Source organism: Pseudomonas rustica (assembly GCF_018336155.1).
Lineage (GTDB): Bacteria > Pseudomonadota > Gammaproteobacteria > Pseudomonadales > Pseudomonadaceae > Aquipseudomonas > Aquipseudomonas rustica.
Genome location: NZ_JAGYHF010000003.1, coordinates 434818 through 455144, shown reverse-complemented (window position 1 = coordinate 455144; position 20327 = coordinate 434818). Strand labels below are relative to the sequence as shown.

Sequence of the window (20327 nt, the reverse complement as noted above, 5' to 3'; positions counted from 1 at the left end):
TTCAGGCGCGACTGCGCAGCCATTGCAGGAAGCCTTTTTTCGCCACCACCACCGGCGCCTCCTCGGTCAGCGATTGCGCCTTGTGCAGGCGGTAATCGAGCAAGGTTTTCATCGCATCGCTGATGTCGTGGCGAGCGTCGAGGCACGGCTTCAGGTAAGTCTTTTCGATGCGATACAGGGCGCAGAAGGTTTTCGCGGCAAACTTGGCCGGCACCGAGGAATCGGAAAGGATGCCCGCCTCGCCGATCACTTCGCCCGGGCCCATGCGCCCTGACTCGAACGGCGTGCCGTGGCGGGTCAGCGTCACTGTGACCACGCCCGACTCGATGATGAACAAGTGATCGCTTACCTCCCCCGCCTCCAGGATCGTCTCGCCAGTGCGGAAATTTTGCAGGGTCATGTTCTGGCTGAAGGTTTCTTTCTCTTCCTGACGCAGCGTCGAGAAGATCGGCGAACTGTCGAGCAATGCCCGTGGCCGCGACAGGTTGCTCGGCGCGCTGCTTTCATCGCTCGACAGCAGATTGACCCCGGACGCCTGCAAGTGCCGGTACGCCAGATCAAACAGCTGATTGCGCACCACGCGTTTCTCGCCCATCGACGCGACGAAACCGCTGATCTCGTATTCCGCGCCGCTGCTGCCGGAGCTTTTCAGCGCGACACTCGGCGCCGGGTTGTCGAGCAATTGCCGACAGCCCTGCATCGCCCGCTCCAGCGATTCGATCACTGAACTGGGCCGCGCATGCGGGCTGACCTGCACGCTGACCGCGACGCCGAACATATTGCTCGGCCGACTGAAGTTGATGATCTTCGCCTTGGCCGCCAGCGAGTTGGGAATCACCGCCATGCTGCCCTGACTGGTTTGCAGGCGCGTGGCACGCCAATCGATATCGGTGACCCGACCTTCGGTGCCGTCGATGGAAATCCAGTCATCCAGTTGATAAGGCTTGGTGGTGTTGAGGACGATCCCGGAAAACACATCGCTGAGCGTGCTCTGCAGGGCCAGACCGACGATGATCGCCAACGCTCCGGACGTCGCCAGCACGCCTTTGACCGGCAGATCGAGCACGTAGGCCAGCGCCGCGATAATCGCGATAAGGAAAATCACCGCACCGAGCAAATCCTGCAACAACCGCCCGGTGTGGCCGACCCGTTGCATCATCACCGCGCCGATCAACACCGTCAGGGTGCGCGCGCCGAACAGCCACCAGCCAATCTGCAACCCGGTCGCCGCCAGGTGCAGCGGCACGTTGTCGGCCCACGGCGCGGGCTCCATCGGGTTGAGGCCTTCGTTGAACAGCAAGATGCTGAACAGGGTAAAAATCAGCACGCGCACCAGCAGTTTCCACTCGCTGCCACGGGAACTGATCAGGCGCCACAGACCGAGATCAAGGAGGATCAGGACCAACGCGCAAAACAACGGGTGTTCGGTCAGCAGAGACAGCATCAAACAACTCCGACGGGGGCCAATCGCGAGAAGATCGCACAGATTGGGAGAGTGTAGGAGCAATTGATTTCACAGCATGAACACACCCGCAAAAAACCCACAAAACCCTGTAGGAGCTGCCGCAGGCTGCGATCTTTTGACCTTCAAAAACCAAGTCAAAAGATCGCAGCCTTCGGCAGCTCCTACAGGGGTTTGCGGGTGGCGCGGGTTATTTGTCGTTAGACAGGCTGTTGTAGCTGGTGAACAGGTTGCGGTAATCCGGGATGTGGTTGGAGAAGAGCGTGCCCAGCCCTTCAACGTCGTTGCGCCAGTCGCGGTGCAGCTCGCAGGCCAGACCGAACCAGGTCATCAACTGCGCACCCGCCGTGGACATACGATTCCACGCCGATTCGCGGGTCAATTCGTTGAACGTGCCTGAGGCATCGGTCACCACAAACACATCAAAACCTTCCTCTATCGCCGACAGTGCCGGGAACGCCACGCAGACCTCGGTCACCACGCCAGCAATGATCAGTTGCTTCTTGCCCGTCGCCTTGATCGCCTTGACGAAATCTTCGTTGTCCCAAGCGTTGATCTGGCCTGGACGAGCGATGTACGGCGCATCCGGAAACAGCGCTTTCAGCTCAGGCACCAGCGGGCCGTTGGGGCCGGTTTCGAAACTGGTGGTGAGGATTGTCGGCAGTTTGAAGTACTTGGCCAGATCGGCCAGCGCCAGCACGTTGTTTTTGAATTTGTCCGGATCGATGTCGCGCACCAGCGACAGCAGCCCGGCCTGGTGATCGACCAGCAGCACCGCAGCGTTGTTCTTGTCCAGACGTTTGTATTGAGTGGTCATTGCAGTAATCCTCGCGTGTTGTAGAGGCCGACGGGGGGTCGGCCTCAGGAGACTCGATCAGCGCTGGGAATCCAGCACTTCGTGTTCGTTCGCGACTTGCTGAGCCTTGAGGTAGCTCTCGATCAGCAATTGATAATGCGGCATGGCCTGGGCGTAGACGGCCGCCCACTGCTCGGCATCGGGACGGTTCCACGAGCCTTGCAGCTCGGAAAGCGTAGCCATGATGTCGATCGGCACCACCCCGGCCTGGGCCAAACGGGCAACTGTCAGATCAGTGGCGAGTTTGGAGTGATTGCCGGACGCGTCGACCACGGCAAAGACCTTGTAGCCTTCGTGCACGGCAGCGATGGACGGGAACGCCAGGCAGACGCTGGTTAGCGTGCCGGCGATCACCAACGTTTTCTTGCCAGTGGCTTTGACTGCCGCGTGAAACTCCGGGTTATCCCACGCGTTGATTTCGCCCTTGCGCGCCACGTATTGCGCATGCGGCGCGGCTTCGTGAATTTCCGGAATCAACGGCCCGTTCGGCCCTTGCGGCACCGATGCTGTGGTAATCACCGGCATCTTCAGCAGGGTCGCCGCTTTCGCCAGCGCTACGGCGTTGGCGCGCAGTTGCGGCACGTCCATGTCCTTGACGATCTGGAACAGACCGCTCTGGTGGTCGATCAGCAGCATGGCTGCATCGCTGGCATCGATGGTCGGTTTCTGACCGTCGAAGTTCGCGGCATTGACAGTGTTCATGTGCGTGTCCTCTTTTCTTTAGGCAACAGCCATCCCTGGCCTTCGAACCGGCCTACGCGTCCTGTGTAGAGCGGAGTGGTTGTGCGTTAAGCGTGCATCTGGCCGAAGCGGCCGGACTGGAAGTCGGCGAAGGCCTGGTGGATTTCCTGCTCGTGTTCATCACGAACGGGCCGTGGCCGACGATCGGTTCGTCGATCGGTTCGCCGCTGAGCAGCAACACCACCGCGTCCTGACTGGCTTCAAGGGTCAGTTGCTTGCCATCACGTTCGAACAGCGCCAACTGCCCTTCGCGCACCGATTCCACACCGTTGACCTGCACCGAGCCTTTCAATACCACCAGCGCGGTGTTGCGGCCTTCGTGTAGATCCAGCGTCAGCAACTTGCCGGCGTTAAGGCGCAGATCCCACACGTCGATCGGCGTGAACGTGCGCGACGGGCCGGTGTGGCCATCGAACTCACCGGCGATCAGACGCAGGCTGCCGGCGTTGTCCTTGAGCGCAATGCTCGGGATGTCGCGGTCGAGAATGGTCTGGTAGCCCGGCGCGGCCATTTTGTCCTTGGCCGGCAGGTTGACCCACAGCTGCACCATTTCCAGTTTGCCGCCGGTTTTGGCGAAGTCATCCGAGTGAAACTCCTCGTGGAGGATCCCGGACGCCGCCGTCATCCATTGCACATCGCCCGGGCCGATGACGCCGCCACTGCCGGTCGAATCGCGGTGCTGCACTTCACCGTCATAAACGATAGTCACAGTTTCGAAACCACGGTGCGGATGCTGACCAACGCCACGACGATCGGTCGTCGGGGTGAAATCGGCGGGGCCGGCGTGATCGAGCAGCAGGAACGGGCTGATGTGTTTGCCCAGGTTGTCGTAGGAAAACAGCGTGCGAACCGGGAAACCATCGCCGACCCAATGGCCGCGTGGGCTGGTGTAGATACCGATGATGTTTTTCATGGTTGTCTCCAATTGGGGTGAATGATGCGATGGATTAAGCTTAAATCCATGACCATTAATGCACTAGACTGCAAAAATCAGCCTTAGCGTTCTATCTGGAGAACGATGGTGGAAGACCTCAACACCCTTTACTACTTCACCCAAGTGGTCGAACACCACGGATTCGCCGCCGCCGGCCGTGCGTTGGACATGCCCAAATCGAAGCTGAGCCGGCGCATTGCCGAACTGGAAGAACGCCTCGGTGTACGCCTGCTGCACCGCACCAGCCGCCATTGTTCGCTGACTGAAATCGGCCAGGCTTATTACCAGCGTTGCCTGGCCATGCGCATCGAAGCCGAAAGCGCCGCCGAACTGATCGAACGCAACCGCTCCGAGCCGCAAGGGCTGGTGCGCCTGAGTTGCCCGACGGCGCTGCTCAACTCGTGGGTCGGGCCGATGCTCACGCGCTACATGCTCAAGTATCCGCTGGTTGAGTTGTTCATCGAGAGCACCAATCGTCGCGTCGACCTGATTCACGAAGGTTTCGATATCGCTTTGCGCGTGCGCTTTCCGCCACTGGAAAACACCGACATGGTGATGAAGGTGCTGGGCAACAGCATGCAATCGGTGGTGGGCAGTCCGCAGTTTGTTGAACGCCTGTCGTCACCGCCCTCGCCCGCTGACCTCAACGGTTTGCCGAGCCTGCATTGGGGCGCGGCGCAGCGTGAGTATCAGTGGGAACTGCTCGGGCCGAACGACAACACGGCGCTGATCCGGCACACGCCGCGCATGGTTACTGATGATTTGATTGCGTTGCGTCAGGCAGTGATTGCCGGGGTCGGCGTGGCGCATTTGCCGAGTGTGGTGGTGCGCGAGGACATTGCCGCCGGGCGCGTGGTGGAGTTGATTCCGGGGTGGGCGCCGAAGTGTGGAGTGGTGCATGCGATTTTTCCGTCACGGCGGGGGTTGTTACCGTCGGTGCGCACGTTGATTGATTTTCTCGGCGAGGAATTTGCGCGCAGCGACATTGCCTGAATCGGCGGCGCGGCCTTCGCGAGCAAGCCCGCTCCCACAGGATTTGGGGGTGTACACAACATTCATTACCAACATAAATCCCTGTGGGAGCGGGCTTGCTCGCGAAGAGGCCAGTCCAGACAACACAGAATCCAGGATTGATTCATGACTTCTGCTCAACACTGCTTTGCCCCAGCAGCGGTTTTTCTCAAGGATGCACACGCGGATACTCGACCGCATTCCCACTGCAATCCCTTGGAGTCTTTCATGTCTGTTCCCGCTTTCGGCCTCGGTACCTTTCGCCTGCAAGGCCAGGTGGTCATTGACTCGGTGAGCACCGCCCTTGAACTCGGTTACCGCGTCATCGACACCGCGCAAATTTATGAAAACGAAGCGGACGTCGGCCAGGCCATCGCCGCCAGCGGCATCCCCCGCGAAGACCTGTTCATCACCAGCAAAATCTGGATCGCCAACTTCGCCAAAGATCGCCTGATCGACAGCCTCAAAGAGAGCCTGCAAAAACTGCAAACCGACTACCTCGACCTGACGCTGATCCACTGGCCATCGCCGGAAGACCAAGTGCCCGTCGAAGAATTCATGGGCGCTCTGCTGGAAGCCAAACGTCTGGGCCTGACCCGGCAGATCGGCGTGTCCAACTTCACCATCGACCTGATGAAGCAAGCCATCAAAGCCGTCGGCGCCGACAATATCGCCACCAACCAGATCGAATTGCACCCGTACCTGCAAAACCGCGCGGTGGCTGAGTTCGCCAAAAGCCAGGGCATTCACATCACCTCGTACATGACCCTCGCTTACGGTGAAGTCTTGAAGGATCCGGTGATCGAGCAGATCGCTGCACGCCTGCAAGCCACTCCGGCACAAGTCACGCTGGCATGGGCCATGCAATCGGGTTACGCAGTGATTCCGTCGTCGACCAAGCGCGCCAACCTGCATAGCAACCTCGGCGCCACCGCCCTCAAGCTGAGCGATGCCGACATGGCGCAGATCGCTACGCTGGAGCGCGGCCACCGCCTGACCAGCCCAAAAGGCATCGCGCCCATCTGGGATTGATCGCTCAGGCCTGAAGCCGTTGCGCGAGAACTTGCATGGCCTCGCGCAATGCGCTGGCGCTAACCCCCAGCGTAGCGCTTTCAGCATCGCGGCAGGCGTGTTCGAGGTCGGTACACGCCGACACCACGCGCGCGGCGCCGACCATTTGTGCACCGCCCTTGATGTGATGGGCCAGATCGCGCAGGCCGCCACGGTCAGGGGTTTGCAACAGATCGTCGAGGCGCAGCAAATCGGCGTGCAGGCTGTTCAGTACTTCTTTGCGCAGGTGAACGATGAGGGCGCGGTTATTCCCCGCCAACTGCTCCAGCGCGCTGAGGTCGAACTCAGCCAGCGGCGGATTCTCTGATCGTTCGATACCTCGCTCAATGTGGCTGACGCCGCTCAACGCCACACTCAGATCGTGCAAACGGATCGGTTTGAACAGGCAATCGTCCATGCCCGCTGCGAGGCAACGAGCTCTTTCCTCGACCAGCGCATTGGCCGTAAAACCAATAATCAAACGTCGACCGACACCTGCGAGCGCTTCGTCCTGACGAATCGCGCGCGCCAGTTCATAACCGCTGCGCCGGGGCATGTTGCAGTCGGTGATGAGCACGTCAAAAGGTTGCTCGCGCCACAGTTTCAAGCCCTGCTCGCCGTCTTCAGTGTCGACCGTCCGGTGCCCCAACTCACTGAGTTGCCAACACAGCAACAAGCGGTTCACCGGGTGATCGTCCACCACCAGAATGCTCAGCGATTGCACGGATTCGGAGGCGATTGGCGTGGGCGCATGGTTTTGTTCGAGCGCTTCCAGCAACGCCACCTCAAGGCGAACGGTGACTCGCGTGCCGACGCCGGTTTTGCTCTCGAGTTGCAACTCGCCGCCCATCATTTCGCACAGGCTGCGACTGATGACCAAGCCCAATCCCGAACCACTGCGCGCCGCATGCGGGTCATTGCCGGCCTGCACAAACGGACTGAACAAACGCTGCCTGTCTTCAGGGCTGATGCCAATGCCGCTGTCTTCGATAATCACGCAGACCGCCAGTTGCCCGGCCTCCAAAGCATTCACGCGCAGTTGCAAACTCACTTCGCCGGTCTCGGTGAACTTGATCGCATTGCTCAGCAGATTCGATAGCACCTGCTTGAACCGCGTCGGGTCGATCAGCACATCAACGTCGCTGCCAGCCTCTAGATCAAGGTGCCAGAGCAAGCGTTTCTGTCGCGCCAAACCTTCGAAAACCCTGCACACCGAACTGACCAGTTCACGCAGATTCGCGCGTTCGGGCGCCAGCGACAAATGCCCGGATTCAATCCGCGCAATATCAAGAATGTCGCCAATCAGCGCCAGCAATTGCTGCCCGGCACTGGATGCGACCTGGATCGCCAGGCGATCGGTCACGCCCTCCTCCGCACGTTTCAGCGCCAGTTCAAGCATGCCGATCAAGGTGTTCATCGGCGTGCGGATTTCATGACTCATGGTCGCCAGAAACGTGGTTTTCGCACGATTGGCATCGTCGGCCACGTCCTTGGCCTCCTGCAATTGCTGCAACCATTGCTGCCGTTGACGGATCTGCCGGCGCTGAAAACCGATCCAGGCCAGTGCCAATAGCAGCAACACCGCCGCACCGATAAAGCCGCGCAGAATTTCCCCGCGATGACGCAGCCAATAGCTGTCATCGACCACCATGTCATGGCTCCAGCGGCCGACCAGTTCATCGATTTCCTGCGGCGCGATGCTCAGCAATGCCTTGTTCAGAATCGACTGAAGCTCAGCCGCCTGCGGCACCGTGGCCAAGGCGATTCTGGCGGGTTGATCACCGACGGTGGTGACAATTCGCATGCGTTCACGGTAGTGACGGGCAATCAGATAGCGCGCCACCAGCAACGAACTCACGGTCGCGTCTGCCTGGCCTTTACCGATCATGTCCATGCCCGCCGCCGGGCTGGGCACTTCGACCAATTTCACCAGCGGCGCATGTTCGAGCAGATAACCACGCAACGGATGCCCGCGATAAATCGCCAGGCGTTTGCCGGCCAGATCATCGAGGCTGCGCGGGCTGTCCACACCTGCAGCCGTGACCAGCACGAACGGATTGCTCAGATACGCTCGGGTAAAGCGCAATTCGGCTTCACGCTCACTGCTCGGCGTCACCACTGGCAGCACATCGAGCTCGCCAACCTTCAATTGCTCGATCTGGCGATCCAGCGAGCGACCGCGCACCACCTCGAACGTCAGGCCGCTGCGCTGACTGATCAGACTCAACAACGGCGCCGCAAGCCCGCTGAGGCGACCTTCGGCATCAAAAAACGACAGCGGCGCAAAATCATCGATAACGCCGACCCGCACACGCGGATGCTGGTCGAGCCAGCGCTGTTCTTTGGCACTCAGGCGCACTTGCGACTGCTCGGCCATTTCCGCGCGCCCGGCGCTCCAGCGTTGCTCGATGATCTGCCGTTGATGCAGGGGAATGGCGGCCAGCGCCTTGTCGATGATCCGTTTCAATCGCGCATCCGTGCGGCGCAGCGCGAAGCCGAACGGGTTGGCATCCAGCCCGGACGGCCCGGCCAGTTGCACGTCGTTGCGGTAATTGGTGTTGATCAGGTAGTTGGCACTGATGAAGTCGCCGAGGTACGCATCGTCCCTGCCGAAGGCCACGGCGCCGAGCGCGTCCATGGCTGAGCGGTAGCGCTGAATATGGGTCTGTGGATAAAAGCCCTGCACGGTCGCCAGTGGCAAGTAGTCTTCGGCCATGGCCAGGCGTTTGCCGGCAAGATCGGCCAGCGGCGCGTCTCCGAGCCGGGTCACCAGCATTGGCTGATCTTCAGCGTACGCGCGGGACAGCACCAGTTCAGGATCAGCCAATTCAAAGTTGTTCGAGGTGCCGAGCACGTCCAGCTCGCCCCGTTTGAGCGCGGTAATGGCCGCTTCGCGGTTGGCGTAGCGCAGCACTTCGACACGCATATTCAGCAATTGCGCGAGCAGATCGGCGTAATCGGCGCTGAGCCCTTCCAGTTGATGGTGGTTGCGGGTCAATTCGAACGGCGGGTAATCCGGCCCGGAAATGCCCATGCGTAGCACCGGGTGCTGACGCAGCCAATACCGATCCGTGCCATCGAGCCGAACGTGAACGTTCTCCAGCCGGGTTCGCGTGAGGATCTCCAGCGTCGTGGGCGCGGTCTCGGCCGACGCCATTAGCCCCCACGCCGACAACAGGATCAGAACCCAGCGGCCCAGCCTCATGTGCGGCCCCTCAGATCAAATGATTGCGCTTGGCGAAGTCACGCAAGTGAACGGCAGACGCGACGCCGAGTTTGGTCATCAATCGGGTTTTATAGGTGCTGACGGTCTTGTGGCTGAGGTGCATGTCTTCGGCGATGGCTTTGTTGGATTTACCCAGCCCCAGTTGCACGAAGATGCTCAACTCCCGGTCGGAGAGCTGATCGATCAGCTGCTTTTCGGTGTATTGCAGGGAGTTGGATGAATGTGCCTGATCAGGCAATGCCGTGAAGTAGGTGTACCCCGACATCAGCGCCTGAATCGCCTTGTGCAACTGCTCCAGCTGATTGGTCTTGGGCACAAACGCCATGGCGCCAGCGCGCAAGCAGCGCTCCTGATAAAAACGCGCTTCACGCGAGGTGAAGATCAGCACCCGACAGTTCAGATCATTGGCCTTGATCCGCGCCAGCACTTCGAGACCATCCAAGCCAGGCAAATTCAGATCGAGTATCAGCAGATCCGGCTGGTGTTGGCGGATCAATGCCAAAACCTCAAGACCACTGGAGGTTTCTTGGATAACTTTGAAGCCTTCGGCTTGCAGCACGATTCTGACGGCGGCAAACACCACCGGATGATCTTCGACGACCAGCGCTGACTTCATGAACACTCCCGATGGCAAGACCAGACGATGGCGCCCCGCTGTCGCGTTGAGCGGACAGGGTGGCTGCGCAAAGACTGTTGCACGGGAACGACGGCGAATCTACCTGTCAGGTTTGACAGTTGCGGCCATTGAATATTTGTGTCTAAGCCTGACGTTTCAACGCTGGAACACGCATCAAGTCAGCGCAGGCTCCAGGTTTTGGCGCATCGGCCAGCGCCGCCAACTGCTCGATCATTCGCGCATTCGGCAGAGCGCAATGGCTGAGCTGCACATTATCCTGCGCAAAACCCGGAATCGCCCGTGATGGCGCAGTAGGTTCGTTGTAGATCAAGGCGTGGCGAACATGCGGGTTATCGAGAAAAAACCCCAGCAGATCCAGTGAGCCAGCGGCCATTTCAGCGTTGATCACCACGATGTCGAAGGGTTCGCAGCCGTAATCGACCAGGGTCAGCAGGTCGACCAAGCTCTGTACCGGCGCGATGCGGTAGTAGCCGAGGCCATTGAATGCACGCTCGATTTTCATGCGGTGAAAATGTTGCGGATCGGCGATCAGAATGCGCAGGGCTTTGTTGTTCATCGTAAACCTCACGGGTTAAACGGCTTCAAATGAATGAAAGCCTACGGAGGCCAAACGGAAGATTCTGTAGGACGCGTCCTAAAAAGACTGGCGGTAATTCCTTGATTTACGCGCTCGGCCACGCCAGGCCGGCGCCAACAAAGTGCGGCTATTCGGTGGTACTCGGACTCCAGAACGCCTGCACCACCAACGCTGACGTCGAGATCCGCGCGACCAGTGCATCCAGCTCATCGCCGTCCACCGACGTTGTCGCCAATGTCGCTTCGATCTCGATTTCGTCCGCACCGAAGGCATGCACGTCGACATCACTGGCCGGGTAATTACTGCGCTCCAGTTCAGCTTCGAGCAACGCGAACACCGCCGTTTGCTGCGAACGCCGGGCGATAACGTAGACGATGTTGGTGACTTCCGCCGACACCACGTCCAGCGGTTGGCGGTTGATGTTGTTGACGATCGGCCGCAGCAAGGTGTTCGCAGCGAGGATAAACAGCGTGCCGAGCACGGCTTCGGCGAGCAGGTCGGCGCCGGCGCAGGCGCCCACTGCCGCAGAAGTCCATAGAGTCGCGGCGGTGTTGAGGCCGCGCACGTTGCCCTCTTCACGCATGATCACCCCGGCGCCGAGAAAACCGATGCCGGAGACCACGTAGGCAACCACGCGCACCGCGCCTTCAGCGCCGGCGAGACGGTTGGCCATGTCGACGAAAATCGCTGCGCCGACGGCGACCAGCACGTTCGTGCGCAGGCCGGCGGTGCGTTGTCGGTACTGGCGCTCGAAACCGATCAGGCCACCGAGGATGAACGCGGCGCTGAGGCTGACGAGGGTGTCGAGCAGTGAATCGAGGTTGAGGTTGTTGATGGCTTGCATCGTCATCTTCCTGAAAAAAACACAAACCCCCTTGTGGGGCCTGCTTGAAACGAGCCCCTGTAGGAGCTGCCGAAGGCTGCGATCTTTTGATGTTGCCTTTTGAAAACAAAATCAAAAGATCGCAGCCTTCGGCAGCTCCTACAGGGGGGAGCGGTGTTGCTGTTATTGCCAGCCAAACCGGCGGATGTAGAAGCCTTTCACCGCTTGGGTCAGCGCCATGTACGCCAGCAGAATCACCGGCAGAAACACGAAGTACAGCGACGGCAGCGCCTGCAATTTGAAGTAGTGCGCCAGCGGCCCCATCGGCAGGAAGATCCCCACCGCCATGATGATTCCGGTCATCACCAGCAGCGGCATGGCGGCACGGCTTTGCAGGAACGGAATCTTCGGCGTGCGGATCATGTGCACGATCAGCGTCTGGGTCAGCAACCCGACCACGAACCAGCCGGACTGGAACAGCGTCTGGTGATCCGGGGTGTTGGCATCGAAGACGTACCACATCAAGGCGAACGTGGTGATGTCAAAGATCGAGCTGATCGGGCCGAAAAACAGCATGAAGCGCCCGACGTCGCCCGGCTGCCAGCGTTGTGGTTTTTTCAGCATTTCCTCGTCGACGTTATCGAACGGAATGGCGATCTGCGAAATGTCGTAGAGCAGGTTCTGCACCAACAGGTGCATCGGCAGCATTGGCAGGAACGGAATAAACGCACTGGCGACCAGCACCGAGAACACGTTGCCGAAGTTGGAGCTGGCGGTCATCTTGATGTACTTGAGCATGTTGGCGAAGGTGCGCCGCCCTTCGAGCACGCCCTCCTCCAGCACCATTAGGCTCTTTTCCAGAAGGATGATGTCGGCCGCTTCCTTGGCGATGTCCACCGCGCTGTCCACGGAAATACCGATGTCGGCGGTACGCAGGGCTGGTGCATCGTTGATGCCGTCGCCCATGAACCCGACCACATGGCCGTTGCCCTTGAGGATGCGCACGATGCGCTCCTTGTGCGACGGCGTCAGTTTGGCGAAGACATTGGTGGTCTCTACCGCCACCGCCAGTTCGGCATCGCTCATGCGCTCGACGTCGTTGCCCAGCAGCAGGCCTTGTTGCGCGAGGCCGACTTCACGGCAGATCTTCGCGGTCACCAGTTCGTTGTCGCCGGTCAGCACTTTCACTGCCACGCCATGTTCGGCCAAGGCTTTCAGCGCGGGCGCAGTGCTTTCTTTCGGTGGATCGAGAAACGCCACGTAACCAATCAGCGTCAGTTTTTGCTCATCGGCCAGGCTGTAAATTTCGCGCCCTTCGGGCATCGAGCGTGCGGCCACGGCCACCACGCGCAAGCCTTCAGCGTTGAATGCTGCGGTGACCTGACGAATCCTGGTCAGCAATTCATCGCTCAAGGCTTCATCGACGTCGCCGTGACGCACGCGGCTGCACACCGCCAGCACTTCTTCCACCGCGCCTTTGCAGATCAGCTGATGCGGCTGGCCGCGCCCTTTGACCACCACCGACATGCGCCGACGATTGAAGTCGAACGGGATCTCATCGACCTTGCGAAACGCCGTGCCGACTTTCAGTTCGCGGTGGATTTCCACATGCTCCAGCACCGCGACATCCAGCAGGTTTTTCAGGCCGGTCTGGTAGTAGCTGTTGAGGTAGGCCATTTCCAGCACGTCATCGGAATCAGCACCCCACACGTCGACATTGCGCGCGAGGAAGATCTTGTCCTGCGTCAGCGTGCCGGTCTTGTCGGTGCACAGCACGTCCATCGCGCCGAAGTTCTGGATCGCATCGAGGCGCTTGACGATGACTTTTTTACGCGACAGAAACACCGCGCCTTTGGCCAGCGTCGAGGTGACGATCATCGGCAGCATTTCTGGGGTCAGGCCGACGGCAATCGACAACGCGAACAGCAGTGCTTCCGTCCAGTCACCCTTGGTGAAACCGTTGATGAACAGCACCAGCGGCGCCATGACGAACATGAAACGGATCAACAGCCAGCTGACTTTGTTGACGCCCTGCTGGAACGAAGTCACCGCGCGATCGGTTGCACCAACTCGCTGGGCCAGCGCACCGAAATAGGTGCTGTTGCCGGTGGTCAGGATCACCGCCACTGCTGTGCCGGACACCACGTTGGTGCCCATGAACAGGATGTTGTCCAGCTCCAGCGGATTGCGCGTGTCGCGATCAGCCTGACGCGGAAACTTCTCCACCGGCATCGATTCGCCGGTCATTGCAGCTTGGCTGACGAACAGATCCTTGGCGTTGAGCACGCGGCAATCGGCAGGAATCATGTCACCGGCCGAGAGCACGATCAGGTCGCCCGGGACCAATTGTTTGATCGGCAATTCGCTGCGTGGCGCGTCTCGGCGCATCACGGTGGCGGTGTTGCTGACCATGGCTTTCAGTGCATCGGCGGCCTGGTTGGATTTGCTTTCCTGCCAGAAGCGCAGCAGCGTCGACAGCACCACCATGGAAAAAATCACCACGGCTGCCTTGAGGTCTTCGGTCAGCCACGAGATCACCGCCAACAGCGTCAGCAGCAGGTTGAACGGGTTTTTGTAGCAGTGCCACAGGTGAGTCCACCACGGCAGCGGCTGCTCGTGTTCGACTTCGTTGAGGCCATATTGCGCACGCAGCGCATCTACTTCGAAATCGGTGAGGCCATCGGAATGCGTGCCCAATGACGACAGCAGCACACCGCTGTCGCAATGCGCGGCATCGACCAGAGTGTTGGCCAGAGTCGGTGGGACTTCACGGCTGACCGTGGTGTCGTTGATCGATTCCAGCAACGCCAGGCGACGGAAGTGCCGGGCGATGTGGCGGGTGCGCAGGAAGCCTGCGAAAAATTCCTTGAGCGTAAATTTCATGGCTGTTGCCCCTGTGGTCAGCCGGGAAACCGTCAAGCAGATACGGCCGCGCCTCGTTCGCCGGAAAAACCGGCACGGCAAGGCTTGGCGCGCCGGTCAGAAAAGACAGGCGTGTCGATAGGGCTGCGATCACGACAATAAAGTCGAAACCACGCTCTGTTCAGCGTCGATGAGAAGGACGTCTAGCCATGGCCCAGGACGGGACATGCACGGGATGCCGCTGCTCGCTTTTACGGCGAGACAACGACAGAGAAAGTCTGCGCGTTATCTTGCCGAGAATCTGCCGGTTACCGAGACCGGCCGACAACTGTCACTCGAACAAGTACCCACTGTGGGTCTCCGCTATTGATGAAAACGCGCGAAGCTTACGCCCCGATGATTGGAGAGTAAACCCGCAAAAGGCAGTGCGTTGGGGAATGTGGGGGATGTTCAGGAAGGGTTCAGGATGATCGTTCCCATGCTCTGCGTGGGAATGCAGCCCGGGACGCTCCGCGTCCCTGTCGAAGGCCGAACGCGGAGCGTCCGTTGAGGCATTCCCACGCAGAGCGTGGGAACGATCTTGAATTTTCGGTGCTTCTGCTGGCCTCTTCGCGAGCAAGCCCGCTCCCACATTGGATCTTCATCTGACACAAAATCTGTGTTCACTGAAAATCCCCTGTGGGAGCGGGCTTGCTCGCGAAGGCGGTATGTGAGGCGCTAAAAAATCAGCTGGCAGTCGCCAGCAGCAAATCCGCCATCGACCGATGCCCACGGTTTTTGCCATGCTCATACAGCGAGCCAGCAATCTCGTCCGCACGAATCGGCAGCACCGACAGCAAGGTGTCGCTCAGACCATGGCTGGCCTGGCAGAAGCCCTGCATGTAGATGCCGGCCTTGCAGCGCTCGTCGGTGATCAGTTTGTAATTACGGTCGACCTCGAAATCACCGAGGTACTCTTCCAGCGGCGCCAGCAGTTTGCGGTGCATCTGCCGCTCGTAACCGGTGGCCAATACAACCGCGTCGTAGTTGCGCACGGTGACTTCGCCGGTGGCGTTGTTGCGCACCGCCAGTTCGATACCGTTTTCAGTCGCAGTAGCGCTCTCGACTGTGGTCAGCGTACGGAACGCGTGACGGGCAATCCCGGAAACCTTCTGGCGGTAGAAGATGCCGTAGATGCGCTCGATCAGGTCGATGTCGACCACCGAGTAGTTGGTGTTGTGGTACTCGTTGACCAGACGCTCGCGCTCGGCGCTGTTCTGCTGGAACACCAGGTCGGTGAACTCCGGTGAAAACACTTCGTTGACGAACGGGCTGTCGTCCGCAGGCTTGAGGGCCGAGCCGCGCAGGATCATGTCGACCTGCACCGACGGGAACGAATCATTCAGATCAATAAACGCTTCCGCCGCGCTCTGCCCGCCACCGATGATTGCGATGCTCATCGGCTGATTGTTCACGCACGGCTGCTTGGACATTTGCGACAAATATTGCGAATGGTGGAACACACGGCTGTCGCCCTTCAGCGCTTTGAACGCTTCTGGAATACGCGGCGTGCCACCGGCGCTGACCACTACCGAACGGGTGGTGCGCACATGTTGCTGGCCGTCGCTGCCACGGGAAATCACGCGCAGCGCTTCAACCTGATGGTTGTGCAGCACCGGCTCGATGGTCAGCACTTCTTCGCCGTAGCGGCTCTGCTCGGTGAACTTGCCGGCGACCCAGCGCAGGTAGTCGTTGTACTCCATGCGGCACGGGTAAAACGTGCCGAGGTTGATGAAGTCGACCAGACGGCCGTGATCCTTCAGGTAGTTGACGAACGAGTACGGGCTGGTCGGATTGCGCAGGGTCACCAGATCCTTGAGGAAGGAAATCTGCAACTCGCTTTGCGTCGACAGGGTGTTGCCGTGCCAGCTGTAATTGGCCTGCTTGTCGAGGAACAGCACATCCAGCTCGCCATGGATCGGGCCGCGCTCTTGCAGAGCGATGGCCAGCGCCAGGTTCGAAGGGCCGAAACCGACGCCGATCAGGTCGTGAACGATGGGCGATGCAATTGCCTGAGTCATTTCCAGTGTCCTCTGGAGGAACCCCTCAACAAGGGGCATGGAGAGCCTAAGTGACCTGACCGGCCTTGAGCAGGACAGCAGGTCGTCTGTTGAGTAGGAACGAGGACAGTGAAATAAAATTTAACGAAGTCGGCTCAATGGGCGTCCCATTGTTTGATCCGCACGCGGCAATGTTTCATCGCATTGACGATGTGTTTTTCCACCAGCGCCTTGGAAATGCCCAGCTGTTCGGCGATTTCCGGGTGCGACAGACCTTCGATCTTGCGCAGCAGAAAACTGTCGCGACACAGCGGCGGCAGTTCTGCCAACGCGCGCTGGAGCATTTCCAGACGCTGGCCGTGATCGAGAGTGCTGTGGGGCGACGGGGTGAAATAGCGCTCTTCGTTGTCGAGCACATCGAGTGATTCGACCTGGCGCAAAGCGTTGCGCCGATGGTCGTCGATGACCAGGTTCAGCGCCGTACGATAAAGAAACGCACGCGGTTGCTCGATCGGTGTATCGCTGGAACGCTCCAGCACCCGCAGATAGGCGTCATGCACCACATCTTCGGCAATCTGACGATTGCCGAGCTTGGCGTTGAGGAAACACACCAGCTCGCGATAGTAGTTTTCCAACATGACTCCCGGCCGCAAACGTGCGGTTTCTGTCCTTGAGCACACCGATTGACGACGGCGTGAAACGCAGTAGCAAGATAGTGGCAACTTGAGGTGCGTAATTTATAGTAATTCTCATATAGATTTAAAGTGGTGTTTGCCGTTGCCCGATAAATAGTGCTGCGCTATAGCTGTTACTTCGTGTGTCAGCGCTTAAATTCCGCCGCTCTTTCCTCGTTTACAGGACAGCTCCCCGTATCTGTCGCGCCCCGCGACAGCGTTCAGCGCTGCCCCCTCTGTGCGCGGCGGCCGGACGACGGGCCGAATTCCACTGGCCGGAACCCTGCATGAAACGTCCCCGCCCCGCCCGACGCGCCCTGCTCGTAGTCCTTTGTCTGATCCCCGTCGTCGGCTATGCCGCGTGGCAAATGTTGCCGCCGGGGCGGGATAAATTCGCCACCGTGCAAGTGTCGCGCGGCGATATAGAAAGCAGCGTCACCGCCCTCGGCACCCTGCAACCGCGACGCTATGTGGATGTCGGTGCGCAGGCTTCCGGGCAGATTCAGAAGATCCACGTCGAAGTCGGTGACGTGGTCAAAGAGGGCCAGTTGCTGGTGGAAATCGACCCGTCGACGCAAAAGGCCAAACTCGACGCCGGGCGCTTCTCGGTGGAGAACCTCAAGGCGCAATTGCAGGAACAGCGCGCGCAGCATGAGCTGGCGCAGCAGAAATATCAGCGTCAGCAAAACCTCGCTGCCGGCGGCGCAACCCGCGAAGAAGACGTGCAAACCGCCCGCGCCGAACTGAAAGCCACGCAAGCGCGCATCGACATGTTCCAGGCGCAGATCCGCCAGGCCGAAGCCAGCCTGCGCAGCGATCAAGCCGAACTCGGCTACACACGTATTTACGCGCCAATGGCCGGCACCGTGGTCGCTCTCGATGCGCGCGAAGGCCAGACCCTCAACGCCCAGCAACAGACGCCACTGATTCTGCGCATCGCCAAACTGTCGCCGATGACCGTGTGGGCCGAGGTTTCCGAGGCGGATATCGGTCACGTCAAACCGGGCATGAGCGCTTACTTCACCACGCTCAGCGGTGGTAATCGGCGCTGGAGCAGCACCGTGCGGCAGATTCTGCCGGTGCCGCCCAAACCCCTCGATCAAACCAGCCAGGGCGGCGGCAGCCCGACCAGCACCAGCAAAAGCGGCAGCGCGCGCGTGGTGCTCTACACCGTTCTGCTTGATGTCGATAACGCCGACAACGCGCTGATGGCGGAAATGACCACGCAGGTGTTCTTCGTCGCCAATCAGGCCAAAGACGTGCTCACCGCGCCAGTCGCCGCCCTGCAAGGCGGCGTCAAAGCTGACCGGCAGACCGCACAAGTGGTCGCTGCCAACGGCAACATCGAATCGCGCGAAGTGCGCACCGGCATCAGTGACCGGCTCAAGGTGCAGATTCTCGATGGCCTCAGTGAAGGCGATCACTTGCTGATTGGCCCGGCCACTGGCAGCGGGGGTTGAATGCAAACGCCCCTGATCGACCTGCAGGACATTCGCAAATCCTACGGTGGCGGCGACGCGCCTGAAGTTCACGTGCTGCGCGGCATCGACCTGTCGATCCACGCTGGCGAATTCGTCGCGATTGTCGGCGCGTCCGGCTCCGGCAAATCGACGCTGATGAACATTCTTGGCTGCCTCGATCGACCGACCTGTGGCGAATACCGTTTCGCCGGGGAAAACGTCGCCGGCCTCGACAGCGATGAATTGGCCTGGCTGCGCCGTGAAGCCTTCGGTTTCGTGTTTCAGGGTTATCACCTGATTCCGTCCGGCTCGGCCCAGGAAAACGTCGAGATGCCGGCGATCTATGCCGGCACTCCGGCCACCGAACGGCATGCCCGGGCCGCCGCCCTGCTCGACCGTCTCGGCCTCGCCGAACGCACCGGCAACCGTCCGCATCAGTTGTCCGGCGGTCAGCAGCAACGGGTGTCGATTGCCCGCGCCTTGATGAACGGCGGCCACATCATTCTCGCCGACGAACCGACCGGCGCCCTCGACAGCCACAGCGGCAAAGAAGTCATGGCGCTGCTCGACGAGCTGGCCAGTCAAGGCCATGTGGTGATTCTCATCACCCACGACCGCGAAGTGGCGGCGCGGGCCAAACGCATCATCGAAATCAGCGACGGCCTGATCATCAGCGACAGCGCCAAAGACAACCCCGACGCCCAGACCAGCGCCAACCCCGGCGCCTTGCAAGCGGTCGACTTGCGCAAGCGCCTGAGCGAAGGTGCCGAAGCCACTGGCGCCTGGAAGGGCGAGCTGGTCGACGCCCTGCACGCGGCGTGGCGAGTGATGTGGATCAACCGCTTCCGCACCGCGCTGACGTTGCTCGGCATCATCATCGGCGTGGCTTCAGTGGTGGTGATGCTCGCCGTCGGTGAAGGCAGCAAGCGCCAGGTCATGGCGCAAATGGGCGCGTTCGGTTCGAACATTCTGTACCTGAGCGGCTCGGCGCCGAACCCGCGCACGCCACCGGGAATCATCACCCTCGACGATGTCCGCGCGCTGGCGAGCCTGCCGCAAGTGCAACGCATCATGCCGGTGATCGGCACCGAGGCTGGCGTGCGTTACGGCAATGCCGACCACTTGAGTTACGTCGGCGGCAACGACACCAACTTCCCGGCGATCTTCAATTGGCCGGTGGTGGAAGGCAGTTACTTCACCGAACAGGACGAGCGAAACGCCTCGGCCGTCGCGGTGATCGGCCATAAGGTGCGCAACAAATTACTCAAGGACGTGGCCAACCCGATCGGCCAATACATTCTTATCGAAAACGTGCCGTTTCAGGTGGTCGGCGTGCTCGCGGAAAAAGGCGCCAGCTCCGGTGATTCCGACAGTGACGACCGCATCGCCGTGCCCTATTCGGCGGCCAGCGTGCGCCTGTTCGGCACCCACGATCCGGAATACGTGGCCATCGCCGCCACCGATGCGCGCAAGGTCAAAGAGGCCGAACACGCCATCGAACAGCTGATGCTGCGTCTGCACAACGGCAAAAAGGATTTCGAACTGACCAACAACGCCGCAATGATTCAGGCCGAGGCGCGCACGCAAAACACCCTGTCGCTGATGCTTGGCTCGATTGCCGCGATCTCGCTGCTGGTCGGCGGTATCGGTGTGATGAACATCATGCTGATGACCGTCCGCGAACGTACCCGCGAGATTGGTATTCGCATGGCCACCGGCGCGCGCCAACGCGACATCCTCCGCCAGTTCCTCACCGAAGCGGTGATGCTTTCGGTGGTCGGCGGCATCGCCGGGATCGCCCTCGCGCTGATCGTTGGCGGCGTGTTGATCCTCAGCGATATCGCCGTGGCGTTCTCGTTGCTCGCGGTGCTCGGCGCCTTCGGTTGCGCCCTTGTGACCGGTGTTGTCTTCGGCTTCATGCCGGCCCGCAAAGCTGCCCGGCTCGACCCGGTCACGGCCCTTACCAGTGAATGAT

The 20327-nt window shown here is 60.2% G+C and carries 14 protein-coding genes and 1 pseudogene; 4 read left to right on the top strand and 11 right to left on the bottom strand.

Annotated features, from left to right (window positions below; genetic code table 11):
* Position 1: 1 nt before the first annotated feature.
* The 4 genes and pseudogenes from KFS80_RS07520 to KFS80_RS07505 all read right to left on the bottom strand — a co-directional run bounded on the left by KFS80_RS07520 (position 2) and on the right by KFS80_RS07505 (position 3972).
* Positions 2–1444: a mechanosensitive ion channel family protein gene (locus KFS80_RS07520; protein WP_159812929.1), complete on the bottom strand. Its 1443-nt coding sequence runs from the start codon at positions 1442–1444 to the stop codon at positions 2–4.
* Between the two features lie 208 nt (positions 1445–1652).
* Complete coding sequence (ycaC, locus tag KFS80_RS07515; protein WP_053118885.1) at positions 1653–2279, bottom strand: isochorismate family cysteine hydrolase YcaC; 627 nt, start codon at positions 2277–2279, stop codon at positions 1653–1655.
* 57 nt (positions 2280–2336) lie between these two features.
* Positions 2337–3020 carry an isochorismatase family protein gene (locus KFS80_RS07510; protein ID WP_008084027.1) on the bottom strand — a complete coding sequence of 228 codons (684 nt, stop codon included), beginning with the start codon at positions 3018–3020 and terminating at the stop codon, positions 2337–2339.
* 86 nt (positions 3021–3106) lie between these two features.
* A pseudogene (locus KFS80_RS07505) lies at positions 3107–3972 on the bottom strand (pirin family protein).
* 105 nt (positions 3973–4077) lie between these two features.
* Here KFS80_RS07505 and KFS80_RS07500 point away from each other — a divergent pair.
* Together KFS80_RS07500 and dkgB are read left to right on the top strand one after the other, a co-directional pair.
* On the top strand, positions 4078–4986 hold the full coding sequence (locus KFS80_RS07500; RefSeq protein WP_159812926.1) for a LysR substrate-binding domain-containing protein: 909 nt from the start codon (positions 4078–4080) through the stop codon (positions 4984–4986).
* A gap of 246 nt (positions 4987–5232) precedes the next feature.
* Positions 5233–6036 (top strand): 2,5-didehydrogluconate reductase DkgB, encoded by an 804-nt coding sequence (dkgB, locus tag KFS80_RS07495; RefSeq protein WP_053118877.1) that lies wholly within the window; start codon positions 5233–5235, stop codon positions 6034–6036.
* Between the two features lie 4 nt (positions 6037–6040).
* Here the strand turns inward: dkgB and KFS80_RS07490 are convergent, their stop codons facing one another.
* The 7 genes from KFS80_RS07490 to KFS80_RS07460 form a co-directional block, all read right to left on the bottom strand.
* Positions 6041–9259, bottom strand: coding sequence for a transporter substrate-binding domain-containing protein (locus KFS80_RS07490; protein ID WP_212544395.1), 3219 nt, complete (start codon positions 9257–9259; stop codon positions 6041–6043).
* A gap of 10 nt (positions 9260–9269) precedes the next feature.
* Positions 9270–9896, bottom strand: a complete 627-nt coding sequence (locus KFS80_RS07485; RefSeq protein ID WP_212544394.1) for a response regulator transcription factor — start codon at positions 9894–9896, stop codon at positions 9270–9272.
* A gap of 142 nt (positions 9897–10038) precedes the next feature.
* Complete coding sequence (locus tag KFS80_RS07480; protein ID WP_212544393.1) at positions 10039–10473, bottom strand: ANTAR domain-containing protein; 435 nt, start codon at positions 10471–10473, stop codon at positions 10039–10041.
* Between the two features lie 148 nt (positions 10474–10621).
* The gene (locus KFS80_RS07475) at positions 10622–11338 is read right to left on the bottom strand and encodes an MgtC/SapB family protein (RefSeq protein ID WP_007913384.1); all 717 of its coding nucleotides are present in this window, start codon (positions 11336–11338) and stop codon (positions 10622–10624) included.
* A 162-nt stretch (positions 11339–11500) separates the two neighbouring features.
* Positions 11501–14200, bottom strand: a complete 2700-nt coding sequence (gene mgtA, locus KFS80_RS07470; RefSeq protein ID WP_212544392.1) for a magnesium-translocating P-type ATPase — start codon at positions 14198–14200, stop codon at positions 11501–11503.
* 704 nt (positions 14201–14904) lie between these two features.
* Positions 14905–16239, bottom strand: coding sequence for a lysine N(6)-hydroxylase/L-ornithine N(5)-oxygenase family protein (locus KFS80_RS07465; protein WP_212544391.1), 1335 nt, complete (start codon positions 16237–16239; stop codon positions 14905–14907).
* Between the two features lie 134 nt (positions 16240–16373).
* Positions 16374–16856, bottom strand: coding sequence for a sigma-70 family RNA polymerase sigma factor (locus KFS80_RS07460; RefSeq protein ID WP_053118866.1), 483 nt, complete (start codon positions 16854–16856; stop codon positions 16374–16376).
* A 323-nt stretch (positions 16857–17179) separates the two neighbouring features.
* Here KFS80_RS07460 and KFS80_RS07455 point away from each other — a divergent pair, with 323 nt between their 5' ends.
* A complete protein-coding gene (locus tag KFS80_RS07455; RefSeq protein ID WP_212544389.1) occupies positions 17180–18352 on the top strand; it encodes an efflux RND transporter periplasmic adaptor subunit in 1173 nt (390 codons plus the stop codon).
* On the top strand, positions 18353–20326 hold the full coding sequence (locus KFS80_RS07450; RefSeq protein ID WP_053118862.1) for a MacB family efflux pump subunit: 1974 nt from the start codon (positions 18353–18355) through the stop codon (positions 20324–20326). It abuts the gene before it with no gap.
* Position 20327 lies beyond the last annotated feature (1 nt).

What these genes read in the sequence shown, in the direction of transcription:
- KFS80_RS07465 (WP_212544391.1), bottom strand. Translation starts at nt 16,239, where the DNA reads ATGACTCAGGCAATTGCATCGCCCATCGTTCACGACCTGATCGGCGTC.
- KFS80_RS07455 (WP_212544389.1), top strand. Translation starts at nt 17,180, where the DNA reads ATGAAACGTCCCCGCCCCGCCCGACGCGCCCTGCTCGTAGTCCTTTGT.
- KFS80_RS07485 (WP_212544394.1), bottom strand. Translation starts at nt 9,896, where the DNA reads ATGAAGTCAGCGCTGGTCGTCGAAGATCATCCGGTGGTGTTTGCCGCC.
- dkgB (WP_053118877.1), top strand. Translation starts at nt 5,233, where the DNA reads ATGTCTGTTCCCGCTTTCGGCCTCGGTACCTTTCGCCTGCAAGGCCAG.
- KFS80_RS07500 (WP_159812926.1), top strand. Translation starts at nt 4,078, where the DNA reads ATGGTGGAAGACCTCAACACCCTTTACTACTTCACCCAAGTGGTCGAA.
- KFS80_RS07520 (WP_159812929.1), bottom strand. Translation starts at nt 1,444, where the DNA reads ATGCTGTCTCTGCTGACCGAACACCCGTTGTTTTGCGCGTTGGTCCTG.
- KFS80_RS07460 (WP_053118866.1), bottom strand. Translation starts at nt 16,856, where the DNA reads ATGTTGGAAAACTACTATCGCGAGCTGGTGTGTTTCCTCAACGCCAAG.
- KFS80_RS07490 (WP_212544395.1), bottom strand. Translation starts at nt 9,259, where the DNA reads ATGAGGCTGGGCCGCTGGGTTCTGATCCTGTTGTCGGCGTGGGGGCTA.
- KFS80_RS07475 (WP_007913384.1), bottom strand. Translation starts at nt 11,338, where the DNA reads ATGCAAGCCATCAACAACCTCAACCTCGATTCACTGCTCGACACCCTC.
- mgtA (WP_212544392.1), bottom strand. Translation starts at nt 14,200, where the DNA reads ATGAAATTTACGCTCAAGGAATTTTTCGCAGGCTTCCTGCGCACCCGC.
- KFS80_RS07510 (WP_008084027.1), bottom strand. Translation starts at nt 3,020, where the DNA reads ATGAACACTGTCAATGCCGCGAACTTCGACGGTCAGAAACCGACCATC.
- KFS80_RS07450 (WP_053118862.1), top strand. Translation starts at nt 18,353, where the DNA reads ATGCAAACGCCCCTGATCGACCTGCAGGACATTCGCAAATCCTACGGT.
- KFS80_RS07480 (WP_212544393.1), bottom strand. Translation starts at nt 10,473, where the DNA reads ATGAACAACAAAGCCCTGCGCATTCTGATCGCCGATCCGCAACATTTT.
- ycaC (WP_053118885.1), bottom strand. Translation starts at nt 2,279, where the DNA reads ATGACCACTCAATACAAACGTCTGGACAAGAACAACGCTGCGGTGCTG.